Annotated in this window: 21 protein-coding genes, 1 other RNA gene and 1 pseudogene; 17 read left to right on the forward strand and 6 right to left on the reverse strand. The window is 43.2% G+C overall.

The window, feature by feature from the left end; translation table 11 throughout:
• Positions 1–3: 3 nt before the first annotated feature.
• A complete protein-coding gene (locus AU255_RS02945) occupies positions 4–486 on the reverse strand; it encodes a YajQ family cyclic di-GMP-binding protein (protein ID WP_080521486.1) in 483 nt (160 codons plus the stop codon).
• 13 nt (positions 487–499) lie between these two features.
• Positions 500–1,735 (reverse strand): multifunctional CCA addition/repair protein, encoded by a 1,236-nt coding sequence (locus AU255_RS02950; protein ID WP_080521487.1) that lies wholly within the window; start codon positions 1,733–1,735, stop codon positions 500–502.
• 133 nt (positions 1,736–1,868) lie between these two features.
• On the opposite strand from AU255_RS02950, the gene AU255_RS02955 reads away from it, so the two are divergent.
• The 8 genes from AU255_RS02955 to AU255_RS02990 all read left to right on the forward strand — a co-directional run bounded on the left by AU255_RS02955 (position 1,869) and on the right by AU255_RS02990 (position 9,171).
• A complete protein-coding gene (locus AU255_RS02955) occupies positions 1,869–2,669 on the forward strand; it encodes a sulfite exporter TauE/SafE family protein (RefSeq protein ID WP_080521488.1) in 801 nt (266 codons plus the stop codon).
• A 14-nt stretch (positions 2,670–2,683) separates the two neighbouring features.
• Complete coding sequence (locus AU255_RS02960; protein ID WP_080521489.1) at positions 2,684–2,854, forward strand: rubredoxin; 171 nt, start codon at positions 2,684–2,686, stop codon at positions 2,852–2,854.
• Positions 2,855–3,053: 199 nt separating this feature from the next.
• On the forward strand, positions 3,054–4,517 hold the full coding sequence (gene guaB, locus AU255_RS02965; protein WP_080521490.1) for an IMP dehydrogenase: 1,464 nt from the start codon (positions 3,054–3,056) through the stop codon (positions 4,515–4,517).
• 239 nt (positions 4,518–4,756) lie between these two features.
• Positions 4,757–6,343 (forward strand): glutamine-hydrolyzing GMP synthase, encoded by a 1,587-nt coding sequence (gene guaA / locus AU255_RS02970; protein WP_080521491.1) that lies wholly within the window; start codon positions 4,757–4,759, stop codon positions 6,341–6,343.
• The gene (gene tadA, locus AU255_RS02975; RefSeq protein ID WP_080521492.1) at positions 6,334–6,801 is read left to right on the forward strand and encodes a tRNA adenosine(34) deaminase TadA; all 468 of its coding nucleotides are present in this window, start codon (positions 6,334–6,336) and stop codon (positions 6,799–6,801) included. The genes guaA and tadA overlap by 10 nt, the downstream gene beginning before the upstream one ends.
• A 246-nt stretch (positions 6,802–7,047) precedes the next feature.
• Complete coding sequence (locus AU255_RS02980; protein WP_080521493.1) at positions 7,048–7,764, forward strand: SIMPL domain-containing protein; 717 nt, start codon at positions 7,048–7,050, stop codon at positions 7,762–7,764.
• A 97-nt stretch (positions 7,765–7,861) separates the two neighbouring features.
• Positions 7,862–8,269, forward strand: coding sequence for a Dabb family protein (locus AU255_RS02985; RefSeq protein WP_080521494.1), 408 nt, complete (start codon positions 7,862–7,864; stop codon positions 8,267–8,269).
• Positions 8,270–8,280: 11 nt separating this feature from the next.
• On the forward strand, positions 8,281–9,171 hold the full coding sequence (locus tag AU255_RS02990; protein WP_080521495.1) for a c-type cytochrome: 891 nt from the start codon (positions 8,281–8,283) through the stop codon (positions 9,169–9,171).
• 226 nt (positions 9,172–9,397) lie between these two features.
• Here AU255_RS02990 and AU255_RS02995 read toward each other — a convergent pair whose 3' ends face one another.
• Together AU255_RS02995 and AU255_RS03000 are read right to left on the reverse strand one after the other, a co-directional pair.
• Positions 9,398–11,455: a hypothetical protein gene (locus AU255_RS02995; RefSeq protein ID WP_080521496.1), complete on the reverse strand. Its 2,058-nt coding sequence runs from the start codon at positions 11,453–11,455 to the stop codon at positions 9,398–9,400.
• A 161-nt stretch (positions 11,456–11,616) separates the two neighbouring features.
• Positions 11,617–11,886: a hypothetical protein gene (locus AU255_RS03000; RefSeq protein WP_080521497.1), complete on the reverse strand. Its 270-nt coding sequence runs from the start codon at positions 11,884–11,886 to the stop codon at positions 11,617–11,619.
• Positions 11,887–12,067: 181 nt separating this feature from the next.
• Between AU255_RS03000 and AU255_RS03005 the strand changes: the two genes are divergently transcribed.
• From AU255_RS03005 to AU255_RS03045, 9 genes are all read left to right on the forward strand, one after another.
• The gene (locus AU255_RS03005) at positions 12,068–12,868 is read left to right on the forward strand and encodes a metal-dependent hydrolase (RefSeq protein ID WP_080523268.1); all 801 of its coding nucleotides are present in this window, start codon (positions 12,068–12,070) and stop codon (positions 12,866–12,868) included.
• A 1,022-nt stretch (positions 12,869–13,890) separates the two neighbouring features.
• Positions 13,891–14,871 carry a group II intron reverse transcriptase/maturase gene (ltrA, locus tag AU255_RS03015; protein ID WP_198942524.1) on the forward strand — a complete coding sequence of 327 codons (981 nt, stop codon included), beginning with the start codon at positions 13,891–13,893 and terminating at the stop codon, positions 14,869–14,871.
• The gene (locus AU255_RS21275; protein WP_198942525.1) at positions 14,823–15,158 is read left to right on the forward strand and encodes a group II intron maturase-specific domain-containing protein; all 336 of its coding nucleotides are present in this window, start codon (positions 14,823–14,825) and stop codon (positions 15,156–15,158) included. Before ltrA ends, AU255_RS21275 begins: the two co-directional genes overlap by 49 nt.
• A gap of 129 nt (positions 15,159–15,287) precedes the next feature.
• Positions 15,288–15,692, forward strand: coding sequence for a DUF1761 domain-containing protein (locus tag AU255_RS03020; RefSeq protein ID WP_080521499.1), 405 nt, complete (start codon positions 15,288–15,290; stop codon positions 15,690–15,692).
• Positions 15,693–15,750: 58 nt separating this feature from the next.
• Positions 15,751–16,617: a patatin-like phospholipase family protein gene (locus AU255_RS03025; protein ID WP_080521500.1), complete on the forward strand. Its 867-nt coding sequence runs from the start codon at positions 15,751–15,753 to the stop codon at positions 16,615–16,617.
• A gap of 119 nt (positions 16,618–16,736) precedes the next feature.
• Positions 16,737–16,979, forward strand: coding sequence for a DUF6868 family protein (locus AU255_RS03030; protein WP_080521501.1), 243 nt, complete (start codon positions 16,737–16,739; stop codon positions 16,977–16,979).
• Between the two features lie 465 nt (positions 16,980–17,444).
• Entirely contained in the window at positions 17,445–17,666 is a 222-nt protein-coding gene (locus AU255_RS21280) for a group II intron maturase-specific domain-containing protein (RefSeq protein ID WP_198942526.1), read from the forward strand.
• Positions 17,667–17,839: 173 nt separating this feature from the next.
• Positions 17,840–18,418 (forward strand): HD-GYP domain-containing protein, encoded by a 579-nt coding sequence (locus AU255_RS03040; RefSeq protein ID WP_080521502.1) that lies wholly within the window; start codon positions 17,840–17,842, stop codon positions 18,416–18,418.
• A gap of 74 nt (positions 18,419–18,492) precedes the next feature.
• A complete protein-coding gene (locus tag AU255_RS03045) occupies positions 18,493–18,801 on the forward strand; it encodes a hypothetical protein (protein WP_080521503.1) in 309 nt (102 codons plus the stop codon).
• A 3-nt stretch (positions 18,802–18,804) separates the two neighbouring features.
• Here the strand turns inward: AU255_RS03045 and ssrA are convergent.
• Together ssrA and AU255_RS03055 are read right to left on the reverse strand one after the other, a co-directional pair.
• Positions 18,805–19,181, reverse strand: a transfer-messenger RNA (tmRNA) gene (gene ssrA, locus AU255_RS03050).
• A gap of 130 nt (positions 19,182–19,311) precedes the next feature.
• A pseudogene (locus AU255_RS03055) lies at positions 19,312–19,524 on the reverse strand (cold-shock protein).
• Between the last annotated feature and the right edge of the window lie 177 nt (positions 19,525–19,701).

The raw sequence follows: 19,701 nt of genomic DNA on the forward strand, positions 1-19,701 counted from the left end.
GTTTTAATCCCTGAAATTATTAAATTGCAATGGCTGTTCTAGCTCCTGCCCGCGCAAAATCTGCATTGTTTCTTGCAGGTCATCTCTTTTTTTACCGGTTACCCGGATTTTTTCGCCTTCAATGGCTGTCTGTACCTTAACCTTGCTATCTTTAATAATCTTAATAATTTGTTTTGCTAAAGGTTTATCAATACCTTCTTTAAGTGATAGCGGTTGTTGTGCTGTTTTTGCAGTTTCTTTTACATCGCCAGTTTCTAAGCAGCTAATATCTATGCCGCGCTTAGTCATTTTAGAAAATAAAATGGGCAGCATTTGTTGTAGCTGGAAAGGTGATGCGGCTTTCATCAAGATGGATCCATCATTTAATTCAAATTCTGCATTAGAGCCTTTAAAATCAAAACGAGCACCTACTTCTTTGTTGGCCTGGTCTATAGCATTTTGTGCTTCGTGCATATCAAGTTCTGAAACAATGTCAAAAGACGGCATATTAAATCCTGTTTTATAAATTTTGGGTGAAATGGTGTTTTATTTTACTAATTTCATGAGTGCGCAGTCTATGGATGGCTAAGCCAATTTCTTTACCTTGCAAATTTTCGTCCGTAACCGCTGTGCTATCTATGCACTTGGCAGCCTTTAAGGCTGCTCGAATATAATCCGCCTGGGGGTAGGGCTGATTTTCAAGCCCCTGGCGACCCCTGGCATCCGCTTCGCAGGCTAGCAAAAAATCACTGATTTGATTTTGCTTTTTAAAGGCACCTATACTGGCAAGCATATCGCATAGTGTGCCCGGCCGTAATTCAAAGGCGCGATGACAATGGGTATGGTATTGCATCACCTGTAAAGCCAGTTTTTGATGATTATTAGGTATTCGAAGGCGCTGGCAAAGCGTTTTCAATGCATTGATGCCCAGGGTCTCATGTCCGTGATGACTGGGCCATTTTTCAGCTGGCGTTAGAGCTTTGCCTAAATCATGCGTCAGGGCAGCAAAGCGCACCGTAGTTTTATCACTCAATAAAGCGGCCTGTTCCAGCACCATTAATACATGTATCCCGGTATCAATTTCCGGGTGATGCTGGGCAGGCTGCGGGACACCAAACAGGGCGTCTAACTCTGGAAAAATACGTGCCAGTGCATTGCAATCGCGTAAAGCCTGGAAGTAGGCGGCAGGTGATTGTTCGCTTAATGCTTTGGCTGTTTCAGCCCAAACTCGCTCCGGTACGAGGTGATCAATTTCACCTTGCACCACCATTTCATGCAAAAGTTTTTGTGTCTCAGGTGCAATACTGAATCCTAAGTGTTGATAACGGGCACAAAATCTTGCAATGCGCAATACCCGCACAGGGTCTTCACAAAAAGCAGGTGAAATATGGCGAAATATTTTGTTCTCAAGGTCTTTCTGCCCCCCGTAAGGATCGAATATTTCACCATTATCCATAATAGCCATGGCATTAATGGTCAAATCTCTGCGTATAAGATCATCTTCCAGACTAACATCGGGTGTGGCATGGACAGCAAAGCCTTTGTATCCGTGAGTGGTTTTTCTTTCGATGCGAGCCAGAGCATACTCATCTTTTGTTTCTGGATGCAGAAACACCGGGAAATCTCTGCCTACTTCAGTATAGCCACGTGCGATCATGGCTTCCGGCGTCTCGCCAATGACCACCCAGTCCCGTTCGCGAACAGGAAGCTTAAGGAGTGTGTCACGTACTGCGCCGCCGACTAAATAGGCTTTCATTATAAAAATAAGTTTTTAATTAAATGTAAATGCATGATAAATGATTCGCGGACTATTTGGAAATCTGCATTTTACTGAAAGACGAGTGTATAGTGTCAGGAATTGAATATTATAATGATTTATAGACAATAGAATGTTAGAAATATTACTTATTTGCCTTGCTTTTGGTTGCTTTTCAGGTATTTTAGCGGGGCTTTTTGGTCTCGGGGGCGGCTTGGTGCTGGTGCCTTTTTTCCTTTTTTTGCTGGAATCACGTGGCATCGCGAATGAATTGCTTATGTTGATGGCGGTGGCAACCTCATTGGCAACAATGATTATTACTTCTATAGCGGCAACCTTAATGCAGCATCGTCTGGGTGCTGTAATCTGGAAGAGTGTTTTTAATTTATCTTGTGGTATTTTGTTTGGGGTAATTATAGGTACTATAGTAGCTGATTCGATTTCATCTGATAACTTACGCTTTATCTTTGCCCTGTATATGTTATATGTCGCTATAGAGATGGCTGTGTCTAGCAAAATTGAAGCTAAGTTTAAGTCTCTTAGCGCGCGTACTATGACTATGTCGGGCTCTGTTATAGGTTTTGTTTCTGCGGTATTAGGTATAGGTGGAGGAACTTTGACGGTTCCTTTGCTGGCCAGGCATCAGGTGCCAATGCGCAATGCAGTTGCAATTTCGAGTGCATGTGGTTTGCCTATAGCGGTTGTGGGAACGATAAGCTATGCAATATTGGGATGGCAAAAAATGGGTTTGCCTGATGGCAGTGTGGGTTACGTATACATACCAGCCTTTTTAGGCGTAGTAATGAGCAGTATGTTAACTGCGCCTGTCGGTGCTAAATGGGCAAACAAATTGCCTACAAGACAGCTGAAGCGTTATTTTTCTCTGTTGTTGTTTGTAGTGGCAGCCAAGCTATTATGGGCTATTTTTAAATAAGTCAGGAGTTTGCCATGGTTGAATATAAAAAATATCGTTGTATGGAATGTGAACATATTTATGACGAGGAAAAAGGTGACCCAGATAGCGGTTTAGCACCGGGAACATTATGGGATAATATTCCCGAGGATTGGGCTTGCCCCGTGTGTGGGGCGCCTAAAAGCTTTTTTAAGCTAATGGAATAACCCCGGTCCTTTTATTGAGGAAGGCATTGCCATGTCTGCAGGGAGATGCTTCAAACTGTTAATACGTAAAAGTGACTTTTAGCAGGGTTGAAGTCCTGCCTTGCGCACATTTTCATGTATCTTCAGCTTATGCTATTAAACGCGCATTAAATTATAGTATAATGCTCGGTTAATTTTTATTGATTGGACGGAAGGTGTTATGCAAATTATACAGGAAGCCTTAACTTTTGATGATGTGTTATTAGTCCCTGCTCACTCAACAGTGATGCCGCGTGAAGTATCAATGAAAACACAGCTAACGCGCAAGATCTCGCTTAATATTCCACTGGTTTCTGCCGCAATGGATACGGTTACAGAAGCAAGATTAGCGATTGCAATAGCACAGGAAGGGGGTATTGGAATTATTCATAAGAATATGACGATAGAGGAACAGGCCCAGGAAGTCCGTAGTGTCAAGAAATATGAAAGTGGTGTAATAAGAGAGCCTATTACCGTGGCTTCAACGGCAACAGTCCGTGATGTTTTAGCGCTAACTAAGGAACATAATATTTCAGGTGTACCTGTTATTGATGGTAATGAATTAGTAGGCATAGTCACCAGCCGTGATCTGCGTTTTGAAACACGCCTGAATGAATCTATCGCTAATGTGATGACACCTAAACCACGGTTAGTGACTGTTAAAGAAGATTTTACTCAGGCAGAAGCTTTAAAACTGTTACACGAACATCGTATTGAAAAAGTGTTAATTGTTAATGATGATTTTCATTTACGCGGCATGATTACCGTAAAAGATATTCAAAAAGCGAAAGATTACCCTATAGCCTGTAAGGATGAGCTGGAGCGCTTACGCGTGGGTGCCGCCGTTGGTACAGGTGAAGGCACTGAAGAGCGTATAGCCGCTTTAGTTGAAGCCGGGGTTGATGTCATTGTGGTTGATACTGCACATGGCCATTCGCAAGGCGTGCTAGACCGTGTGCGCTGGGCGAAACAAAACTATCCTGACCTGCAGGTCATTGGTGGTAATATCGCAACTGCGGATGCAGCTTTAGCTTTAGTAGACGCCGGTGCTGATGGTGTAAAAGTAGGTATTGGTCCGGGATCAATTTGCACTACACGAATTGTAGCCGGTGTTGGTGTGCCGCAGATTTCTGCAGTGGATAATGTAGCCCAGGCTTTAAAAGGGACAGGCGTGCCTTTAATAGCCGATGGAGGCATACGTTACTCGGGGGATATGGCTAAGGCTTTAGCGGCAGGCGCATATTCAGTTATGTTGGGCGGACTGTTTGCAGGAACGGAAGAAGCACCCGGTGAAGTTGAGTTATTTCAGGGACGTTCTTACAAGTCTTATCGCGGCATGGGGTCGATTGGCGCAATGGCGCAACAACAAGGCTCCAGTGACCGGTATTTTCAGGAAGATACCGACTCATCAGATAAATTAGTACCAGAAGGTATTGAAGGGCGTGTGCCATATAAAGGCAGCTTAGTGGCGATTATTCATCAGTCGCTGGGTGGAATTCGTTCCAGTATGGGGTATACCGGCTGTGCAACCATTGATGAGTTACATGAAAAGGCGCAGTTTGTAAGGGTAACCAGTGCAGGTATGCGTGAAAGCCATGTACATGATGTAACCATTACTAAAGAAGCGCCGAACTATCGGGTTTAATAAGTAATCCAGTTGCAACCTTATATTTCGAGGCTCCTAGTGAGCCTCGATTTGTTTATAACCCAAGTTTTATATGACCGTAGATTGGAATAGATTTTTTTGCGCAGCAATAAAAACGTCATCAGGCATAATGCGTATTCCACCGAAAAATGTCGGTTTTCGCTTCGAGCTTTGCTGGTCGTTACTAGTGCTTCGCGAAGTAAGCTAACCCGACCTATAGAACAACCTAAGAGATCACCGTGAATCAACAAACAACAGACATTCATGCGCACAAAATTCTTATTCTAGATTTTGGCTCACAATACACTCAACTCATTGCACGACGCATACGTGAAATTGGCGTTTATTGCGAAATTTATTCTTGTGACTGCAATGATGAGGAAGTTTATGCGTTTAATGCAAAAGGTATAATTTTATCTGGTGGACCTGAATCTGTTACCGCAGGTAATACGCCAAGAGCACCGCAAGCAGTCTTTGATGCAGGCGTTCCGGTATTAGGTATTTGTTATGGTATGCAAACCATGACCGAGCAATTAAATGGCAAAGTAGCGTCTTCAGAGCATCGGGAATTCGGTTATGCGCAAGTCAGGGCGCGCGGACATTCTAAATTATTAACCGATATAGAAGACCATACTTCAGCAGAAGGGTATGGTTTATTAGATGTGTGGATGAGTCATGGCGATCGCGTTGTGACTTTGCCCGAAGGCTTTAAACTGATAGCAAGCTCTGATGGCGCGCCGATTGCAGGCATAGCCAATGAAGAGAAGGGTTTTTATGGTGTACAGTTCCACCCGGAAGTGACGCATACTAAACAAGGTGGACGGATATTAAGTCGCTTTGTATTGGATATTTGTGGTTGCGACGCCTTTTGGGACTCAGCACATATTATTAATGAAAATCTGCAAAGAATTAAACAAAAAGTAGGCAGTGATCACGTTGTTCTTGGTCTTTCAGGAGGCGTAGATTCCTCTGTCGTTGCTGCATTATTACATAAAGCGATAGGTGATCAGCTCACTTGCGTATTTGTTGATACCGGCTTATTGCGCCTGCATGAAGGCGATCAGGTTATGGCAACCTTTGCGCAAAATATGGGCGTAAAAGTCATTCGTGTTGATGCTGAACAACGTTATCTAAATGCGTTGGCGGGAAAAACTGACCCGGAAGAAAAACGTAAAATCATCGGTAATTTATTTGTCGAAATATTTGATGAGCAGGCGGGCAAATTAATTGATGCAAAATGGCTGGCACAAGGCACAATTTATCCTGATGTCATTGAATCAGCAGGTGCAGCGAGTGGTAAAGCGCATTTAATTAAATCACATCATAATGTCGGTGGTTTGCCTGAAAATATGACGTTAAAACTGCTCGAACCCTTACGCGAGTTATTTAAAGATGAAGTGCGTAAATTAGGTACGGAATTAGGGTTACCCTACGATATGATTTATCGCCACCCATTTCCAGGGCCGGGTTTGGGCGTGCGTATCTTGGGTGAAGTAAAAAAACAGTATGCCGATTTATTGCGTCAGGCTGATGCGATTTTTATGGAAGAGTTATACAAGCAGGATTTATATCAAACAGTGAGTCAGGCTTTTGCTGTATTCCTGCCGATTAAATCCGTTGGTGTGATGGGCGATGGTAGACGTTATGATTATGTCATTGCATTACGCGCAGTTGAAACGATAGATTTTATGACCGCGCGCTGGGCACACCTGCCGTATGATTTTTTAGGTCATGTTTCAACACGCATTATTAATGAAGTCGATGGTATTTCACGCGTAACCTATGATATTTCAGGTAAACCACCTGCAACGATTGAATGGGAGTAGCCTTAGCCGAAGATGAAGCCTGGATGCGTCATGCCATCAGGCTGGCGCAACGTGCTGAAGCACAGGGAGAGGTGCCGGTAGGTGCCGTTCTGGTTTTAGATAATAAATGTATGGCAGAAGGGTGGAACACGCCTATCACTGCCAATGACCCGACAGCACATGCTGAAATAATGGCTATTCGACTGGCGGGGCAAAGACTGGCTAATTATCGCTTGCTCGACTGTACCTTATATGTCACCTTGGAGCCTTGTGTGATGTGTATGGGAGCAATTGCCCATGCACGCGTTAAACGCCTGGTTTTTGGCGCAATAGATGCAAAACGTGGCGCAGTATGCAGTGCTTTAGAACTAGCTAATGCCGATTTTCTAAATCATCAGGTCGACTGGCAAGGTGAGATTCTTGCAGAAATCTGTGGCGATTTATTGCGTGATTTTTTTAAAGCGAGACGCAAAAGATAACAATATTTCGAGCAAGACCTGGATAGGTGCATAATACACTATTTATCCTGGGAGCACAGGCACAGGGGGCAGCTTGTCAGGGAAATGCTGCAGAAGCTCATCTGCACACCCAATAAATAGCCCGCCTAAGTTATATTTGCTACACATCCTTTAGTCCATTATGCTAACGGTTAGCCACACCCATTTCCTGGTTTGTATGATACTGAAAAATAGATATATTTAATTGTTGGATTACAGGAGAAAGACATGCATGAAAATAATAAATTAAGTGCTTTTATTCTGGGCGTGTTTATATTTCTCGGTCTCGCCGCTTTCGGTTATCAGTTAGGCAGCGCAGCCATCCGGGTAAAAGAATATGAACGCACGGTTACGGCAAAAGGATTATCCGAACGCGAGTATGATGCGGACATAGTCATCTGGCCGATACAATTTACTGAAACCAGTAATGATCTAACTCAACTTTATAAGTCCATAGAGGCGAGTAATTCAAAAATAACTGACTTTTTGCTGAAACAGGGCATAAAAGCTAGCGAAATAACACTTGCTTCCCCGGTTATTACCGATAAATCTGCACAGCAATATGGTGATGCCAAAGCAGAGTTCCGATACGCAGCATTGCAAACGGTCACCGTGTATTCCAAAAATATCAGCAATGTTCGCGATGTTATGAAATCTTTGCCAGTTCTAGGTAAAAGCGGGATAGCCTTTACCGGAAATAATTATCAGGATCAGACTGAGTATATTTTCACCCGGCTTAATGAAGTCAAGCCGGAAATGATTGAAGAGGCAACTCGCAATGCCAGAGAAGTGGCAGAAAAATTTGCCGCTGACTCAGCAAGCAAGCTGGGGAAAATCAGAAGGGCATCACAGGGACAATTTAGTATCAGTGCCAGAGATAAAAATAGTCCGCATATAAAAAAAATTCGCGTCGTTTCTACAGTTGAGTACTATTTGTCTGATTGATAGCCGCGTAGTAAGTTGTGGCTATCTTGTTAATGCATAACCTCAGCAAACTGCATGTCATCGTATTAAAGATATAATGCATATTTAGGAGAACTTTATGAAACGCCTTACATTATCCGTTTTATTGCTTACATTAGTGCCCCTGGTTATGTCGAATAGTGCTGTGGCAGAAAGCAAGAAAACTCAGCATAAAGCACATCATATTGTCATCATTTGGCTTAAGCAGCACGGCAATGAAAGTATGCGTCGTCAATATATCAAAGCAAGCAAACGCCTCGCCAAATTACCGGGTGTACTTGCTTATAATATTGGCACCGTAGCTGCCGTTAAGCGTGATTCATCAGTTCATGCGCTGGATGATTCCTACGATATTGCCATTTCCAGTACTTTCGAGAATCAACAGGCGCTGGAAAATTATTTAAATCATCCAGAGCATAACAAAATCATTCAAAACGCTCTAAAACCGTTAGTTGATAAATACAAGATTTATGATTTTGTTGAATAAATGGGTGTTGCATGGACATAATCAATTATGAACTACAACTGAGTTTATTACTGATCTTGATGCTTTTTTTCAGTAGTGCGCATGCGGAACAAGCAAGCTTAAGCATACGCAAAGATGATTTAATGGTTAAAACACTCACGGTTAAGCAATTCAGGCAGTTGCAAAGTGATCTCACATCATTAACCGTTGATAATCCGACCGATTCTAAAGTCCATGTTTACCAGGGTATTTTATTAAAGACTTTATTAACACGATTTTTTGGTAAAGATTGGCAACAATTCGATGCGCTTAAGTTTAGCTCGCAAGATGGTTATCAGCCTATTATCCCAATCGCCAATGTCATGGCACATACTGGTATGATTGCGATTACGGAAAAAGGTCAGCAAAGCTTAAGTCATTTGCCGCGCATCAATGGCGAAACTGTTAATCCGGCACCATTTTTTTTGATTTGGGAAAATATTAATGATGCTCCCGCTAGAACAGATGAGTGGTTAAGCTGGCCCTGGCAATTAACAGACATAGAGCTTACCCATTTTGCCCGAGAGTATCCAAATTCGGCACCACCCGCGACCGCCGATGAAAAAGTAACCCAAGGCTTTCTGGCCTTTCGGCAGCATTGCATGAAATGTCATGCGATTAATGGCGATGGTGGAGAGATGGCACCAGAATTAAATTATCCTGTTAACGTCACCGAATATTGGCAACCCCAATGGTTGGCACGTTTTATTGATGACCCTCAAAGTGTAAGAGCCAATAGTAAAATGATTGCTTTTTATCGGGATGTAGAAAATAGAGCGGCACTGATAGAAACAATTATTGCGTATTTAAAAAGAATGAAGAATAAGAAAATAACGGCAGCACCTAAAGCGGTCATGGAAACCAAAGGAAGCAGTAGCGATTGAAAAGCTGAATGTATCCTTTGCCCGCTATGGGGGAATCAAGGTTAATCAAGGGGAGCCTCAGCCAGCTTGATTTAAGTTTTTAAAAGATAAAAGGGGTCGAGTAAAAGGGCTACGACCCCTTCGACCCCTTTTACTTTAATTATTAAACCATCAATAAATCTATAACATATTGATTTATTGATGATTTAACTGACGGGTAGCGGTATTTCTAGCTGACCCCTTGATCCTACTTCGAGCGCAGATCAATATAGGTGACCGCCAACGGATCATCGAGGGCCTGCAGCACTTCCACCGTGTGGTTCGGACTTCCTTGCGTGTAGGTAACACCCTCAACTGGATTGTTGCCCGGACCGCCGGGGTTATAAAACGGCTTGTACCCTTCCTCCGTGGAGGGGACGTCGACCGCTACTATCTTGCGCATAACTTCCACGTCGCCCTTGAGGACGATGTCAATTTGGTTGTCCTTGTCTTCACCGTAACAATCATTTCCCTCGACCACTTGGCCGGGCGCCCCGAGCTCGGCGAGACCGACCACCTGGATCGTTTTACCATCTATGGTATAATCCTGGCCGGACTTTAGAAGCGGGACCAGATCCCCCGCGTTGTTCTTGACCTGCACGCGGAAGAACGTGTCGTATTCAGTGGGTTTAAGGCCCGTAACACCGTCAGGGGTGTAGCCGCCGGTAGTGTATACCCGAAGGCGGTACTGCGCATCGGCTCCGTAAAGGGCAGTCCCATCATTGGGCGTGTAGGCGGTAAAGCCTGGTGCTCCACCGTCCCCCACCGCCGACATGACGTTCAGTTTAGCGCCGACAAGTTTGGGTCCAAGCCCAGGCGTCTTGTACGGCGATCCCGGAGCGTCTGCGTACATCCCCACTGCCGATACCAACGAGCCGCCGGGACCGATCAACATCATGGGGGTATCATCCTCCACGACCTCAACCTTCGTCGGGAAGAGAACATCGGGATCGTCGAGGTCCAGGCGGTTTCCAAATTGCCCAAATAGTACGACGACGCCACGCTCGTTGTAGTCCGAATTAGGTGAGAACCCCCCGACGTCGGCCATCACCTGGCTGCCATCATTCAGGGTTACCATGAAATCGGTGCCCTGCACCGTACTCAGTAGTGGGGGATAGGAAAACTCAACGGGCATGCCACCGGCGTAAGAAACCGCTGGGGGGCCCCATATCCCCTCCACCATTTGCGGGCTCACGGCGGAGGTGTAGTTTGCCACCCCCGGCGTCACGTCTCCACAGCCACTCAGTGTGTTCCATGTACCTCCGGCTTCAATGACGGCGGGTTCACTCGCGGGCAAATCGGTCAAGTCAATACCTTCAATACCGATAATGTTGGAGAACCCAAGTCCAGCGGCCATCATCATCGGAGCCTGAACCCACAAGTCCGAGTTGATAACGATATCCAGGTGGAGGACCTGATAAGCACTCAACCCATCACCAGGAAGCGTAAGGGTCATGTCAGAGCCTTCTGGCTCGAAGATGATTTTGCCAATCTGCTTGCCGGCTTTCGTGATCAGTTCGAGTTCCACCTTCGCCAGGTCCGTCGCCACGCTGAAGTTCGCCGCAGCTTGCCTCGGCACTAGTTGACTGGAAACAACATTGCCTTCGGCATCCGAACCGACGATGCGGATTTCTGTGACATCAAGCGTGACGTTATCCTGCAACATCGATGTGGCATCCACAATCGTTCTCTTTGCGTAACATCCTCCGTTACACAATTGCTCATTAGCACCATCTAAGGTATCGAAAAAATACCATACTCCATTTAAATAATACCAAATTTCATTCAATGCACTGTCTATGGCTACAATTTCAACAGGTGACGTATAAAAACGAACATAATAACGGCCATGGCTATAATCCGTGCTGGAGTGAGGAGATAAATATTTCAAATAGACTGATTCAAGTTTATTAAAAATAATTTCAGCTTTTTCCTGTGTACTTTGTGAAAAAGCTGCAGTTAGTAATTCTTGATTTGTTCCAACATTGACAGGAATATTACCAAAGGTTCCTCCGACAACATATACTGAATCATTAGCGTTAACCCCTAGATAAATATTATTGTTATAAGGGCCGCGATAATATGGCCACTCGGGAGGGGAAATTTGGGTTGCTAATGCAGGACTAAAATATTGTGGAAAACCCTGTTCAGCAAGGTTAAAAATTTCTTCAGCCTGTTGACTTGTCACTACAGCCATAGCAAAGTTACTCACTAGCAGACCGAACAAAAAGCACAATAATACCAACTTCGTTGTCATAATTTTCATATTATATTCTTCTAAAAATGCACAGTTATACTTCTAAATATAACACTATTTAAAACACATTACTTTTAGAATCAGGACTTCCTCGATTCGCATGATATAAGTGCAAAAATAATGGGGTCAGGTCTTTGGTCTATGATTGTCTACGTATAGTTAATCATAGATCAAAGACCTGAATATCCCTCAGTGCTCTGCTGCCTGAAAACCAAAGCTGTTCCTCGTCTAGTCAGAAGAACAATGTTGGCATAGGAAGTATAATATCGATCTGCAAGCAGTAAATCATGTTTGCCGAGAGATTGAATCAAATAAGAAAATAGTGATGCTTCACCCGTTCCTTTGCCTTGATAAGGACCAATGGTATAATCAACACAGCTTCCCGTTGCTAATGACAACAAGCCTACCAATCGTACGATAGGAAATTCAATTATATCCAATACGTAGTTAAAGCCTAACTTTAAATATCCGAAAATCCTTATTATTCAAGTGCATGAGTTGCCACTGGTAACAGCATTACTGGCTAACCCCTTCATTTCCGACACAATCAGCCGAACCTCAAGATTTATTTTCAAAAAATATTTTACTTATTTAGCTCCCTCCCAAGGACAAGTCAATACTGTGGCCAACTTTAAAACGCATTTATCTGTTGCATCTATCGCTTCTAGTGGTGCTGCAAGTCTTGCAGTTAATATTCAATTAATTGATTTACTGGATGCGCCCTGGCTTATTTTAGTGGGGACTATTGGCGGATTGTTACCAGATATTGATTCAGATAATTCAAAACCAGCCAAATTACTGTTTCTATTATTGGCCATTATTAGCGCATTAACCGTACTATCCATATTTTCAATCTCACATGAAATAACGGAACTATTTAACCCTGATAAATTGGTTTGTGATTTATCAATATTTAACACCTCGAGCCTACTATCAGCATTGAGTGAAAAATGCATCTCCCTTTCCTTATTGTTAATTGTATTGACGACATTTGTTATCGTGCGCTATTTGTTATTTGCTGTATTTAATTCATTAACAGTACACCGAGGTGTATTTCATTCTATTTTGGCAGCAATATTCTTTGCATTGTTAGTCACCTGCATAGCTCATTTTTACCTCCAGCAAACAATCGAATTTTCGTGGCTCAGTGGCTTGTTTGTCTGTATAGGTTTCATCGTGCACTTATTACTGGATGAAGTTTTTAGTGTTGACCTGTCCAATTCCAGGATGAAAAAGTCCTTTGGGACAGCTCTGAAATTATGCAGTTACAACAGCTGGTCTGCATCCATCATAATGCTACTGTGTACTCTGACACTTTATTACACTAGTCCTCCTCTTGCCTCAACCATCAATAGAATATATTTACAAATCGCACCTACTCAGCATATTGCTTTCGAAGGGGGAAATGAGAAGTCAATATAGTTCACAAAATTCTAATTGTTATTGTAGTTGCCGCAGAAAGATTATGATTACGGCAAATAAGGACAAATTCACGGCAGACAGTACAAATAGCAAATGAGTTTTTCAACTGGCGGGCCCATTGCGATCACAGGCATCAAAGCAATAAAGGGCTCTGCTCCTGAGGTATCCCCACGAATTTAGACCGCCTCCAGCTTCTCAAAATATCCTTTCAACATCGTCTGCGCTAATTCCAGATAGTCCGCTGGAAGCTCAAACTGAACATATTTACACGCTATTCGAGCAAGGAAAATTACAGAATAGGGTGTTCGATTTTTACCGGTATTGACCCAGATATGCCGCTCAGTTCCGTACGTTAAAACCCATGGATCAATTAAGTCAACACTGTTTGCCGATTTTGATATAGCTATCAATATAAAGTACGTTACAATTTCAGATAAGAAACTTTTATTTAGAGCCTTGCAGAAAGTTAAACTATTACCAGTCAAGTAATTTAACAAGTTGCTGCATGCGGAAAGCTGCTTTGCAGCTTCTGGTGAGCAAGGCGTGTGTGTCGGGCATGGCACAGAACTAGAGAGGTGCAAGTCCTCTTGCCAGGTATTTGTGAAGCCGAAGGCTAGCGAAAGGACAAGGTTAATATCGTGAGGTATTGGCTGAAGGAAGTACAACGCAAAGTTGCGGGGTGACGAACAGGAACTGGATATAAGGTGTGACGTATTCGAGACCAGTGGGCACGTGACCATGAAGTCTTCCACTCACGCAAGGGATACGTTTTATAAATCCAGCATCTACGCAACGAAAGCTCTGTGCCTTACCCCGAGAGATCTGTTATATGTGCAAGGAAAGCACTGAAATCAAAGCAATTTGATTTGATCGTATAACAGAAGTCAGCAGAAGACATAGTAGGTGGTTCCTTCCTTGTACCACTGAAGGTCAGAACATTATTGGAGAATGAATAAGATGAAGTATTACGCCGTTTTCACAGACCAGTGGACGCAATCTTTCAATTAGAAAGGCAAACCGTAATGGGAAAAGCTTATACTCATAGCTCCAGCGAAGAACTATCATTGATGGCGCAAGTATTAGAAAGAAACAATCTACTGCAAGCGCTAAAACAAGTTGTCCGTAACAAAGGTGTTGCTGGTGTTGATGGAATGACAGTAGAAGAACTGCCTGACTATCTTACACAGCACTGGCCAGACATCAAAGCCAGACTGGAGACAGGAATATACAGTCCACAGCCTGTACTGCGAATAGAAATTCCCAAAGCAAACGGCAAGAAGCGAAAATTGGGTATCCCGACGGTCATAGACCGAATGATACAACAAGCCATCGCCCAAATTCTTAGCCAGCGATGGGAGCTGCAATTCCATCCCAACAGCTATGGGTTTCGTCCACTGCGGAGTGCCCAACAAGCGGTATGCACTGCACAAAGCGAAATAAACAATGGCAAGCAATGGGTGGTTGATCTTGATCTTGAATCCTTCTTTGACCGTGTGAATCATGATAGACTCATGAATACATTAAAGAGCGAGATCAAAGACAAAACACTGTTGCGATTGATCAATAGCTACCTCAAAGCAGGCATTGAAATTAATGGACAGTATGAGAAAACAACAGAAGGCGTTCCACAAGGAAGCCCGTTATCTCCATTACTAGCCAATATAGTGCTGAATGAGTTAGATTGGGAGCTGGAAAAGCGAGGCCACATCTTTGTTCGCTATGCCGATGATTGTCAAATCTATGTAAGCAGTCAGCGAGCAGGTGAACGGGTAAAACAGAGTATAACGTACTTTATAGAACATACCTTAAGACTCAAGGTCAATGAAAGCAAAAGTGCGGTAGATCGCCCATGGAAACGAAAGTTTCTGGGTTTTACCTTTAGCCCACGCCGAGGACATAAATTGAAAGTCTCCGAAGCAGCATTGGAGAAGCTCAAATATACGGTGAGAGGGCTATGTCGTCGAACACGAGGAAAATCACAAATCAAATTATTGCGGAGCTAAGAAAGTCCCTGCTTGGTTGGAAAGCATATTTTGGTATAGCCGAAGTAAAGAGTCCGCTACGTGATATAGATAAATGGATAAGACGGAAGTTACGGTGTTATTTATACAAACAGTGGGGTAGGTCAGGCTACCGAAAGCTCAGGAAACTAGGTGTCAAACGGCAATTGGCTTGGAACACTGCTAAATCAGCGCATGGCCCTTGGCGATTGAGTAATAGTCCAGCTTTGACTTACGGCTTGTCGAATAAATACTTTACAAACTTGGGGCTACCTTCATTGGTAGCATGATATGAAACGTAATAATGAACCGCCATGGTACGTGATCCGTATGCCTGGTGGTGTGGGAGGAGAGGTGCTGTGAAGCATCTCCCTATCCCGATTAAGCGTTTTTTTCACTAAACCGAAAAGGTGATCTCTATGGAATATTTTGGTCTTAATCTGGCTGGAATTCTTGTGGCAACTTTTATAGGAATGGCTTTAGGAGTCTTATGGTATTCGCCGCTTCTATTTGGAAAACGGTGGATGGAGAGTATTGGAAAAACACCAGATACATTAGGTGGTACTACTTTGCCAATGATAGGTAGCATAGTCGCTAATCTGATGACTGCAGTGGGTGTCTCTATTTTATTTTCATTTATTGACGTGGAAAGTTTATCGATGGGTATTGCAATTGGCCTAACTCTGGGATTACTTATTATATTTCCAGCTTTACTATCAGATAATCTGTTTTGTGGCTGGGGGAATCAGTTATTATTCATTCAGTCGGGCTACCGTGCTTTAAGTGTTTTGCTAATGTCGGTTGTCTCGGTATATTTTTCGTAGTTGCGCCTAACAAAGTGCTGCTGCGGAAATTAGCTCTAGTTAAACGAGTAAATTACATATGAAATCAGTATCTTTAGTTCTTGGTAGTGGCGGTGCTCGTGGATTGGCACACATTGGTGTAATTCATTGGCTGGAAGAGCACAATTACCGTATACAATCCATTTCAGGATGTTCTATGGGAGCCCTTATTGGTGGCATTTATGCCGCTGGGAAGTTGGATGAATTCGAAAAATGGGTTCGCGCAATAACAAAGCTGGAGATTATTACTTTACTTGATATTTCATGGAATAAAAGTGGACTGGTCAAGGGCGACAAGATTATCAACACTCTTATCGATCTCGTAGGCGATATGAAGATTGAGGACCTACCGATTAAATATACTGCGGTTGCAGCAGACGTAAACGAAGAAAAGGAAATATGGATTAATTCAGGGCGACTGTTTGATGCCATACGCGCCTCGATTTCTCTGCCTATGCTTTTTACACCTCACTATTATATGGGGGCGCACTTAATCGACGGCGGTGTACTTAATCCAGTTCCTATCGCTCCAACGTTCAGTGATAACACAGACATCACCCTTGCAGTAAACTTGGGTGGTAAATTGATTTCAAATTCTAATGCAATAGATATTAACGATCACCAGAAGAAAAAAAATAACGATGGAATAAATGAAAAAATCAATAATTATATACAACAGCTTAAGAACAAGATTGATCTCCCACAAGAAATAGACTGGGGAGCCTACGAAATAGCTAATCAGGCATTTGACGCTATGCAAAGTACCATAGCCAGACAAAAGCTAGCGGCCTATCCGCCAGATAGAAGTATTGAAATCGCGAGGAACGCCTGTGGCACACTCGAATTTGATCGCGCTGATGAAATGATCACACTCGGTTATCGCAAGGCTCAAGAGAGTTTCACTTGACAAAGGGTTCATATTCTTACTATCTTGTGTACAGTTAACAATTCGTTCCAGAGCGACATTCGTTAGGTTGCAGCCACTTATCTCAATCGTTGGATGCAGAAACATAAAGGAGACACATCATGGATATTCAGACAATGACAGCATTCTTTATGTGGTGCACCATCATAAATGGTGGCATATTCATTTTGTGGACAGTGTTTTCCATATTCGCCCCTGATTTTGTGTATCGCATGCAAAGCAAACTGTTCCCAATTTCCCGAGAAACCTACAACGTGGTCATTTACTCGTTTTTCGGGTTATTCAAGATCGTCTTTTTGGTCTTCAATGTTGTTCCTTACGTGGCGCTACTGATTGTCGGATAAAAAAGACCATCCAATTAGTCATTCAAACCGGTCGGGAATATGCCGCGTGCTTTAAATCAGGTCTGCAGCCCGGGGGCTTAATTCTGTCGTGTGTGTTGGAGATGGCACAGAAATAGAGAGATGCAAGTTCTATTGCCAGGTATTCGTGACACCGAAGGTTGGCGAAAGGACAAGGTTAATGTTGATGTTGATCTCGATCTTGAAACCTTCTGTGATCGTGTGATTTATGAAACGTTTGTGACCATGTTACAGGGTGAGATCCAAGACAGACCTTAATACTCAAGGTCAATGAAAGCAAAAGTGCGATAGATCGACCATGGAAACGTAAGTTTCTGTGTTTTACCTTTAGCCTACACCGAGGGCATACATTAAATGCCTCCGCAGCAGCACTGGAGAAGCTTAAATATACGGTGAGAAAGCTATGTTGTCGAACACAAGGAAAATCAATTTAATGCGGAGCTAAGAATGTCCCTGCCTGGTTGGAAAGCGTATTTCAGAATAGTCGAAGTGAAGAGTCCACGTGATATAGATAAATGGATAAGACGGACGTTACAGTATTATGTATACAAACAGTGGGATAAATCAGGCTACCGAAAACTCAGGAAGCTCGGTGTCTTGGAACACAGCCAAATCAGCGCATGGCCCTTGGCGGGGCTGAGTAATAGTCCAGCTCTGACTTACGCCTAATCGAATAAATACTTTATAAACATGAGGCTACCTTCACCGAGAAGAGCATGATATGAAACGTAGTAATAAACCGCCATGGAACGTGATCCGTATGTCTGGTGGTGTGGGAGGAGAGGTGTTGTGAGGTATCTCCCTATCCCGATTAGATCACACGGCAACCATTGGAGCATTCCATGCCAACCCTAATACGACAATCCGATTGCCTTGCAGCAGCACTTCGTAAACGAGATGCATACACAGAAGCTCACTGCGGCCGTGTTGAATCTCTGAGTGTGCAACTAGGGCTCCGGTGCCACCTTAACGCTTATGAAATCGGACTCCTACGAGTAGCTTCGAAACTACATGACGTAGGCAAGATCGGGGTCCCTGACTATGTTTTGTTAAAATCTGGAGACTTGGACGCAGGTGAGCTCGAAATAATGCGGTCTCACGCTGAGTTAGGGCAGGATATCTGTAACAAACTTCCACACAAAGACGCATCAAAGATTAGTCTTTATGTTCGGCATCACCATGAAGCGTTCGATGGCAGCGGCTATCCGGACGGATTGTCGGGAGAGCACATTCCAATCTACTCAAGAATCATATCCTTGGCAGATAATTATGATGCGATGTTGACAACGCGGTCTTATCATCGCGCTCGCTCCCATGCGCAGGTCATGGAAATAATGGAGTGTGAATGTGGGAAAAAAATTGATCCTTTTTTATTCGGGCACTTTGAAAAAATAGTGGCGAGTGCCGCGGGTGCCCCCTGACTGGCCTAAACTGGCGTTCAAGCGGAGCTTCGACTCTACGTTATGCATGATTCAAATCAAAGTAGGAGAAATTAATGGAGATTGATGACATAAAGGGCGATAAAGATGCTGCCAATCTGATTCTAGAATTAACTAAGAATTGGGATAAATCGGTTGAGCTTGGTAATTCTGAAGAATTGCCGCATTTTTACAGCGAAAACGTTGAATGTTTTGATATAGGCTCTCAAACCATTTTAGTAACACCGTGTTTGATGAAGTTAGGGTGGTGTTATCAAGAAGCTAAGATTTTATGGAGCCTTATAGGATGCTATAGGCATAAAAAAACCCGGAAACCTGGTATTAACAGGGTATTTCGGGTCTATTTTGAATCTTGTGAAATCTGAATTTGGTGGAGGCGGCGGGGATTGAACCCGCGTCCGCAAGCATTCCGCCTAAAGGTCTACATGCTTATCTCGTGCTTTTTATTTAACTAATGACTACCCGCCGAGCCAGGAAAATCATTAGCGATTTCGATTGAATTTAACGTTTTGAACTCCGAACCAAGTTCTGACGCGATCTTATGTAATGTGACTTCTGAATGTCCCGAAAGACGCTACACGCATAAGTACATGTAGTCAGAAGAATGGTGCTGTGTTTAAGCAGCTAAAGCCATTGAGTAGTTATCGTCATTTGCGAATACTTGTGTTCAGTAGGTTTTACGTGGTGTACTGTCCACGGCATGCACTCAAGGTTTTGCTACCCACGTCGAAACCAGGTCGCCCCCAGGATTGTACTAACAAAGAAGATTGATGCTTTTAATGAAGACTTCAAGAGCTAACATAAAAAGTATGCTGATTTTTGTGTGTGTTTTTTAAAAAGTCGCAGCCCATCAAGAGCTACGACTTGTTTAGCCTTTAGATAACGTTTACGTTTTCAGCTTGCGGGCCTTTTTGGCCTTGCGCAACTGTAAACTCAACTTGTTGGCCTTCGTCTAATGACTTGTAGCCGCCTGAGTTATTAATTTGTTGAAAATGTACGAAAACATCGGCGCCTGATTGTTGTTCAATAAAGCCATAGCCTTTATCAGAATTAAATCATTTTACGGTGCCAGTAGTTGTAGTAGACATAATGAGTCCTATAATATTTTTTATATAAAGCCTTAGAATAAGGCAGGTAAAGCTGATAATGAGGAAATTACTTAATGAAGAACAGGACGAGCGACTACAGAACAAACGGAAGAGACATCGAATTGGTAAAACAAGGGTAAATCAAATTTTCTAGCTGGAACCTATTATAAATAGATT

Origin of the sequence: Methyloprofundus sedimenti (assembly GCF_002072955.1) — a bacterium.
Taxonomy (GTDB): Bacteria; Pseudomonadota; Gammaproteobacteria; order Methylococcales; family Methylomonadaceae; genus Methyloprofundus; species Methyloprofundus sedimenti.